The sequence below is a fragment of the Candidatus Kosakonia sp. 282A-S69 genome (genome assembly GCF_029433855.1).
Lineage (GTDB): Bacteria > Pseudomonadota > Gammaproteobacteria > Enterobacterales > Enterobacteriaceae > Kosakonia > Kosakonia cowanii_A.
The window spans coordinates 224913-232304 of record NZ_JAROAU010000004.1 but is presented as its reverse complement, the minus strand read 5'-3'; the positions used below and the strand labels follow the sequence as shown (position 1 = coordinate 232304).

The window sequence follows — 7392 nt, the reverse complement described above, 5'->3', positions numbered from 1 at the left end:
TTAGTGTCCGAAGACATCAAGAATCCATGTCACCTGAGTGCCCACACAGATTGTCTGATAAATTGTTAAAGAGCAGTTGCGACGCGCTTCAGCGCTCTGTCGCGAGGTGGCGTATATTACGCTTTCCTCTTTCAGAGTCAACCCTGAATTTCAGGATTTTTTCTCTTCCGACTTAACGTCGCTGCAAGCTGTTGTTTGCTTAGCGCCGTGTCGATGGAGGCGCATTATAGGGAGCCAGCGAGGAATGACAAGCGGAAAAATGCATTTTTATTTCAACCGCTCATCTTTTCAACATAACGGCTAATTTTGGCGCTTTTTAATGGCCGCAGGCAGCTCCGCAAGGCTATTTAGCACCCAATCTGCACTCTTTTCCGCCTCTGGCGTAACCGGCTTCCCGGTACGCACCAGTACTTTCGTGCCGACGTTTGCTGCCGCACCCGCCTGCATATCTTCCATTTTGTCGCCCACTATATAAGAAGCGGCCATATCAATATGCAGGAAGTCACGCGCCGAGATCAGCATGCCGGGTTGCGGCTTACGGCAATCACACACCTGGCGATACTCCTCTACGCTCGCCTCAGGATGATGCGGGCAATAGTAGATACCATCAAAATCGACATCGCGATCGGCAAGAGACCAGTCCATCCATTCGGTCAGCGTTTCAAATTGCTCTTCACTATATAAGCCACGCGCAATACCGGACTGGTTGGTGACAAGCACTAGCGCATAACCCATCGCTTTTAACTCACGCATGGCATCGATGACGCCATCAATAAACTCGAAGTTATCAATCTCATGGACATAGCCGTGATCGACGTTAATCGTGCCGTCACGATCGAGAAAAATAGCGGGTACTAAAGTTGCCAAAGGTTTGCTCCTGATAAAGGCCGTGTTGCGGCGTAGTATCTCATGTTTCGCTACGCATGAAAGTGCTCATCATAACAGCGCGACATTGATTTAGACGTCTGGATGCCTTACCATCCGCTCTGTTTACGGCTCTTTCCCGTAACCGGCAGAACAAAATGCCACGGCTCACTCTTATACGATAAAAATAATCTAATGATTAAACTTTCGAATATCACCAAGGTGTTCCAGCAGGGAAACCGCAACATTCAGGCGTTAAACAACGTCAGTCTGCACGTACCTGCTGGCCAAATTTATGGCGTGATTGGCGCATCCGGCGCGGGAAAAAGCACGCTGATTCGCTGTGTAAACCTGCTTGAGCGCCCGTCACAAGGTAGTGTGCTGGTTGATGGTCAGGATCTGACCCAGCTCTCTGAAGCGGAACTAACCAAAGCGCGCCGCCAAATCGGCATGATCTTCCAGCACTTCAACCTGCTCGCTTCCCGCACAGTGTTTGGCAACGTGGCGCTGCCGCTAGAGCTGGATAATACCCCGCGCGAAGAGATTAACCGTCGCGTTAAAGAGCTGCTCGACCTGGTAGGCCTCGGCGATAAGCACGACAGCTACCCGGCCAACCTCTCCGGCGGGCAGAAACAGCGTGTTGCCATTGCCCGCGCGTTGGCCAGCAATCCCAAAGTGCTGCTGTGTGACGAAGCCACCAGCGCCCTCGATCCGGCAACCACGCGCTCAATTCTTGAATTATTGAAAGACATTAACCGTCGCCTGGGCCTGACCATTCTGTTGATCACCCATGAGATGGACGTCGTTAAGCGCATCTGCGACTGCGTGGCAGTGATTAGTAACGGCGAATTGATTGAGCAGGATACCGTCAGCGAAGTCTTCTCCCACCCGAAAACGCCGCTGGCGCAGCAGTTTATTCAGTCGACGCTGCATCTGGATATCCCGGAGGACTATTTACAGCGTTTGCAGCCTGAGCAGCAGGCGGATAGCGTACCGATGCTGCGCATGGAGTTTACCGGTCAGTCGGTAGACGCGCCGCTACTGTCGGAAACCGCCCGCCGTTTCAATGTGAATAACAATATTATCAGCGCGCAGATGGATTACGCTGGCGGCGTGAAGTTCGGCATTATGCTGACCGAGATGCACGGCACCGCGCAGGATACGCAGGCGGCCATCGCCTGGCTGCAAGAACACCATGTAAAAGTAGAGGTACTCGGTTATGTCTGAGGCAATGATTTGGCTCTTCGCCCGCAGCATCTGGGAAACGTTGTTTATGACCTTTGCCTCCGGCCTGCTCGGTTTTGCCGTCGGTCTGCCGTTTGGCGTACTGCTCTACGTCACCCGTCCCGGCCAGATTATGCAGAACCCAGGCCTGTACCGCGTGATCTCCGCGCTGGTAAATATCTTCCGCTCCATCCCCTTCATTATTCTGTTGGTGTGGATGATCCCTTTTACCCGCGTCATTGTTGGTACCTCGATAGGTCTTTACGCAGTGATCGTGCCGTTGACCGTTGGCGCGGCACCGTTTATCGCCCGTATGGTAGAGAACGCCCTGCTTGAACTGCCGGCAGGTCTGATTGAAGCATCACGCGCGATGGGCGCCACGCCGATGCAGATCATCCGTAAAGTATTGCTGCCGGAAGCATTACCAGGGCTAATCAATGCCGCAACCATTACGCTTATCACGCTGGTCGGCTACTCGGCAATGGGCGGTGCCGTTGGCGCGGGCGGTCTTGGCCAGTTAGGGATTCAGTACGGCTATGTCACCTATAACCCACTGGTGATGAACACCGTTTTAGTGTTGCTTGTGGTTTTGGTTTACTTAATTCAATTTGCGGGCGATCGTATCGTCCAGGCTGTGACGCACAAATAACGTTACACAACATAACGACTCTGATAGTAAGGAATAACTGATGGCTTTTAACTTCAAGACCTTTGCCGCCGTTGGCGCGCTGATCGGCTCTCTGGCGCTGGTTGGCTGCGGCCCGGATGAAAAAGATCCGAATCACATTAAAGTGGGCGTGATTGTCGGCGCTGAGCAGCAAGTTGCGGAAGTGGCGCAGAAAGTAGCAAAAGAGAAATATGGCCTCGATGTCGAACTGGTCACCTTTAACGACTACGTGCTGCCGAACGAAGCGCTGAGCAAAGGTGATATCGACGTTAACGCCTTCCAGCATAAGCCCTACCTCGATCAGCAGATCAAAGACCGCGGCTTTAAACTGGTGCCGGTTGGCAACAGCTTTGTCTATCCGATCGCTGGTTATTCGAAAAAGATCAAAGCGATCTCCGAGCTGCAGGATGGCTCTCAGGTTGCCGTTCCTAACGATCCGACCAACCTTGGCCGTGCGCTGCTGCTGCTGCAGAAAGAGGGTCTGATCAAACTGAAAGATGGCGTTGGCCTGATGCCGACGGTGCTGGACGTCACTGAAAACCCGAAAAACCTGAAGATCGTAGAGCTGGAAGCCCCGCAGTTGCCGCGCTCACTGGACGATGCGCAGATTGCGCTGGCGGTGATCAATACCACTTACGCCAGCCAGATTGGCCTGACCCCGGAGAAAGACGGTATCTTTGTTGAAGACAAAGACTCCCCGTACGTTAACCTGATCGTCGCGCGTGAAGATAATAAAGACGCGGAAAACGTGAAGAAATTTGTGCAGGCGTTCCACTCTGACGAAGTCAGCGACGCCGCGAACAAAGTCTTTAACGGCGGCGCGGTGAAAGGCTGGTAATCTCATCAGTCTGTAATATCATTCAGGGCGGGCGAAAGCCCGCCTTGTCATTTGGGCACGCCCTTGTTTCAATACGGCGTTAAGAAAATTTTTGTGAGGATACTTTTATGCGTGCTTTCCCGATCTGTCTATTAGCACTCACGCTGAGCGGCTGTTCGTTGCTAAGCAGATCACCTGTCGAACCCGTGCAGAGCACCGCAGCGGAACCCAAAGCAGAGCCGCAAAAAGCGAAAGTCTCGCGCGCCGCTCCCGTTCGCATCATTACTAACGCAGAAGAGCTGGTCGGTAAACCGTTCCGCGATCTCGGTGAAGTGACCGGCGAATCATGCCAGGCCAGCAACCAGGATTCACCGCCGAACATCCCTACCGCCCGTAAACGCCTGCAGATCAACGCCTCGAAAAAAGCCAAAGCGAATGCCGTCCTGCTGCATAACTGCGAAGTCACCAGTGGCACACCAGGCTGCTACCGCCAGGCGCTCTGCGTTGGCTCTGCCCTGAATATCTCGACCAAATGAGTCATTTTGCTTTCGAGCAAATCGGCGTTATTCGCTCACCCTATAAAGAGAAGTTCGCTGTACCGCGCCAGCCAGGCCTGGTGAAGCACGGCGACGGCGAGCTTCACTTGCTGGCGCCATATAACCAGCCCGATGCGGTTCGCGGCCTGGAGGCGTTCAGCCACCTTTGGGTGCTGTTTGTTTTCCATCAGACGATGGAAGGCGGCTGGCGCCCGACGGTGCGCCCCCCGCGACTCGGCGGCAATGCCCGCATGGGGGTGTTTGCCACCCGCTCAACGTTTCGCCCCAATCCGATCGGCATGTCGCTGGTTGAGCTTAAGGGTATTCGCTGCCATAAAGATCAGGTGATCCTGCAACTCGGCAGTCTCGATCTGGTCGATGGCACGCCAGTGGTCGATATCAAACCCTATCTCCCCTTTGCAGAAGCGCTGCCCGACGCGCAGGCCAGCTATGCGCAGCACGCCCCTGCTGCGACTCTCGCCGTGACTTTTGCACCAGAGCTTGCCCCGGCGCTCGCCCTGCTGGAAAAGCGCTTTCCGCACTTTGCCGCGTTTGTGCAGGAGGTGTTGTCGCAGGATCCGCGCCCGGCCTACCGCAAAGAGGAGGAGCCGGGGAAAACCTACGCCGTCTGGCTGCATGATGTGAATGTCCGCTGGCGCGTTGTCGACGGCGGTTTTGAAGTGTTTGCCCTTGAAGCACGCTAATTTTGAGCCCCTCTCTTTTGGCATCTCTGCCGGGCTGATAAACTAAACCACTTTTTTGTGTCAGGCCGCGTCCGGCCTGCTCCAATTGTCCAAATGGAACCGTAACAACATGCGTACTAGCCAATACTTGCTCTCTACTCTGAAAGAGACGCCTGCCGACGCCGAAGTGATCAGCCACCAGCTGATGCTGCGCGCCGGGATGATCCGCAAACTGGCCTCCGGGTTGTACACCTGGCTGCCGACCGGTCTGCGCGTCCTGAAAAAAGTCGAAAACATCGTGCGTGAAGAGATGAACAACGCCGGTGCGATTGAGGTGTCCATGCCGGTCGTGCAGCCAGCCGACCTGTGGCAAGAGAGCGGTCGCTGGGAGCAGTACGGTCCGGAACTGCTGCGTTTTGTCGATCGCGGCGAGCGCCCGTTCGTGCTCGGTCCGACCCACGAAGAGGTGATTACCGATCTGATCCGCAACGAGCTGAACTCCTACAAACAGCTGCCGCTGAACTTCTTCCAGATCCAGACCAAGTTCCGTGATGAAGTGCGCCCGCGTTTCGGCGTTATGCGCTCGCGCGAGTTCCTGATGAAAGATGCTTACTCGTTCCATACCTCTCAGGAGTCGCTGCAAGAGACCTATGACGCGATGTATGCTGCCTACAGTAAAATCTTCAGCCGTATGGACCTCGACTTCCGCGCGGTGCAGGCAGACACCGGCTCCATCGGCGGTAGCGCTTCCCACGAGTTCCAGGTGCTGGCCCAGAGCGGTGAAGATGATGTGATCTTCTCTGACTCCTCCGATTTCGCCGCCAACATTGAGTTTGCCGAAGCGCTGGCACCGAAAGCACCGCGTGCTGCCGCCACGCAGGAGATGACGCTGGTTGATACGCCGAATGCGAAGACCATCAGCGAGCTGGTTGAGCAGTTCAACCTGCCGATCGAGAAGACCGTTAAGACCCTGCTGGTGAAAGCCGCAGAAGGTGCCAGCGCGCCGCTGATTGCGCTGCTGGTGCGTGGCGATCATGAGCTTAACGAAGTCAAAGCGGAGAAACTGCCGCAGGTCGCAAGCCCGCTGACCTTCGCGACCGAAGCAGAAATCCGCGCGCTGGTCAACGCAGGCCCGGGGTCGCTCGGCCCGGTTAACCTGCCGATCCCGGTGGTGATTGACCGTACCGTTGCCGCCATGAGTGACTTCTCAGCCGGCGCGAACATTGATGGCAAACACTACTTTGGCATCAACTGGGATCGCGACGTGGCGACGCCGGAAGTGGCAGATATCCGTAACGTGGTCGCAGGCGATCCAAGCCCGGATGGCAAAGGCACCCTGCTGATTAAACGCGGTATCGAAGTGGGTCATATCTTCCAGCTCGGCACCAAATACTCGCAGGCGCTGAATGCTGCCGTGCAGGGTGAAGATGGCCGTAACCAGATCCTGACCATGGGCTGCTACGGCATCGGCGTGACGCGCGTTGTCGCGGCTGCCATTGAGCAGAACCACGACGATCGCGGCATCATCTGGCCGGACGCAATTGCTCCGTTCCAGGTTGCCATTCTGCCGATGAATATGCACAAATCCTACCGTGTGCAGGAACTGGCGGAAAAACTGTATGCCGATCTGCGCGCGCAGGGTATTGAAGTGCTGATGGACGATCGCAAAGAGCGTCCGGGCGTGATGTTTGCCGATATGGAACTGATCGGTATCCCGCACACCGTGGTGATCGGCGATCGCAACCTCGATAACGATGATATCGAATACAAATATCGTCGCAGCGGCGAGAAGCAGATGATCAAAACCGGCGATGTGCTGGACTATCTGGTAAAAGCCATCAAAGGCTAAGCCAATAAAAAAAGCCCCGTTTAACGGGGCTTTTTTATGCTGTCAGAGGCTACTCATCGCAGGCTTTGTCCGCGCTGAATTTGCCTTTGTTATTGGTCACCAGCACTTTCTGCGCCGCACCGGTATCCGGGTTTGGCTCCAGGGCAAAATGCCCCTCCACCACCAGCAGAATAGGCTTCAGCTCCGTGCCACGCGCCGCCGCATAATCGCGCTCCAGCTGCGCATTGCTGGCAACTGCCACCTCTTTTCCGGTCGCGCAATCGGTAAAGACCGCCGCATCAGCCATATATTTATACATGCCACGCATCGCCATTGGTGTGGTCGGCAGTGGTGCGCTCACCGGCTGCAGGGTGTAGTTGAGCGATGACTTAATTGGGTTGCCCTCCTGATCCAGCATCTCCAGTGCTTCACCCTTCGCACGGAACCAGATCTTTTCGCCATGGCTATCGGTAAGGACTAATTTGTCCGCCGTGCGCGCCCAGTTGCCATACGAGCCGAATAGTGATGGCGATTTCCCGCCCTGGTAACGCTGGTTCATTACCCAGCTGCCATCTTTTTGCAGAAACAGCGACGTTTCAATACCTTCACAATCCGCGCAGGGCAACACACCGCGCCAGCTCTGCTGCATCGGTTTCAGCTCTTCGACCTGGGTCGGCTGCACCATCTCCGTCTCGTTACGGTTGTTACAGCCGAAAAGCGCAAAGAGGGTGCACCCTGCCGCGACGGCTAAAATTGCTCTGTTCACACTCGAT

General features: G+C 55.3%; 8 protein-coding genes. 6 read left to right on the top strand and 2 right to left on the bottom strand.

Annotation, left to right across the window (positions count from 1 at the left end):
• Positions 1-300: 300 nt before the first annotated feature.
• Complete coding sequence (gmhB, locus tag PU683_RS20735; protein ID WP_277174496.1) at positions 301-867, bottom strand: D-glycero-beta-D-manno-heptose 1,7-bisphosphate 7-phosphatase; 567 nt, start codon at positions 865-867, stop codon at positions 301-303.
• Between the two features lie 192 nt (positions 868-1059).
• Between gmhB and metN the strand changes: the two genes are divergently transcribed.
• From metN to proS, 6 genes are all read left to right on the top strand, one after another.
• Positions 1060-2091: a methionine ABC transporter ATP-binding protein MetN gene (metN, locus tag PU683_RS20730; protein ID WP_277174495.1), complete on the top strand. Its 1032-nt coding sequence runs from the start codon at positions 1060-1062 to the stop codon at positions 2089-2091.
• Positions 2084-2737, top strand: coding sequence for a methionine ABC transporter permease MetI (locus PU683_RS20725; protein ID WP_042713899.1), 654 nt, complete (start codon positions 2084-2086; stop codon positions 2735-2737). Before metN ends, PU683_RS20725 begins: the two co-directional genes overlap by 8 nt.
• 40 nt (positions 2738-2777) lie before the next feature.
• Positions 2778-3593 carry a MetQ/NlpA family lipoprotein gene (locus PU683_RS20720; protein WP_277174494.1) on the top strand — a complete coding sequence of 272 codons (816 nt, stop codon included), beginning with the start codon at positions 2778-2780 and terminating at the stop codon, positions 3591-3593.
• Positions 3594-3700: 107 nt separating this feature from the next.
• Positions 3701-4108: an Rcs stress response system protein RcsF gene (gene rcsF / locus PU683_RS20715; protein ID WP_277174493.1), complete on the top strand. Its 408-nt coding sequence runs from the start codon at positions 3701-3703 to the stop codon at positions 4106-4108.
• Positions 4105-4812, top strand: coding sequence for a tRNA (N6-threonylcarbamoyladenosine(37)-N6)-methyltransferase TrmO (tsaA, locus tag PU683_RS20710; RefSeq protein ID WP_277174492.1), 708 nt, complete (start codon positions 4105-4107; stop codon positions 4810-4812). The genes rcsF and tsaA overlap by 4 nt, the downstream gene beginning before the upstream one ends.
• 109 nt (positions 4813-4921) lie before the next feature.
• Positions 4922-6640, top strand: coding sequence for a proline--tRNA ligase (gene proS, locus PU683_RS20705; protein ID WP_277174491.1), 1719 nt, complete (start codon positions 4922-4924; stop codon positions 6638-6640).
• A 49-nt stretch (positions 6641-6689) separates the two neighbouring features.
• On the opposite strand, the gene nlpE is transcribed toward proS, so the two are convergent.
• Positions 6690-7385, bottom strand: a complete 696-nt coding sequence (nlpE, locus tag PU683_RS20700) for an envelope stress response activation lipoprotein NlpE (protein ID WP_277174490.1) — start codon at positions 7383-7385, stop codon at positions 6690-6692.
• Between the last annotated feature and the right edge of the window lie 7 nt (positions 7386-7392).

Bases quoted from the DNA above. Each gene is read 5' to 3' on its own strand.
- PU683_RS20720 (WP_277174494.1), top strand. From the start codon at position 2,778: ATGGCTTTTAACTTCAAGACCTTTGCCGCCGTTGGCGCGCTGATCGGC.
- metN (WP_277174495.1), top strand. From the start codon at position 1,060: ATGATTAAACTTTCGAATATCACCAAGGTGTTCCAGCAGGGAAACCGC.
- proS (WP_277174491.1), top strand. From the start codon at position 4,922: ATGCGTACTAGCCAATACTTGCTCTCTACTCTGAAAGAGACGCCTGCC.
- tsaA (WP_277174492.1), top strand. From the start codon at position 4,105: ATGAGTCATTTTGCTTTCGAGCAAATCGGCGTTATTCGCTCACCCTAT.
- PU683_RS20725 (WP_042713899.1), top strand. From the start codon at position 2,084: ATGTCTGAGGCAATGATTTGGCTCTTCGCCCGCAGCATCTGGGAAACG.
- rcsF (WP_277174493.1), top strand. From the start codon at position 3,701: ATGCGTGCTTTCCCGATCTGTCTATTAGCACTCACGCTGAGCGGCTGT.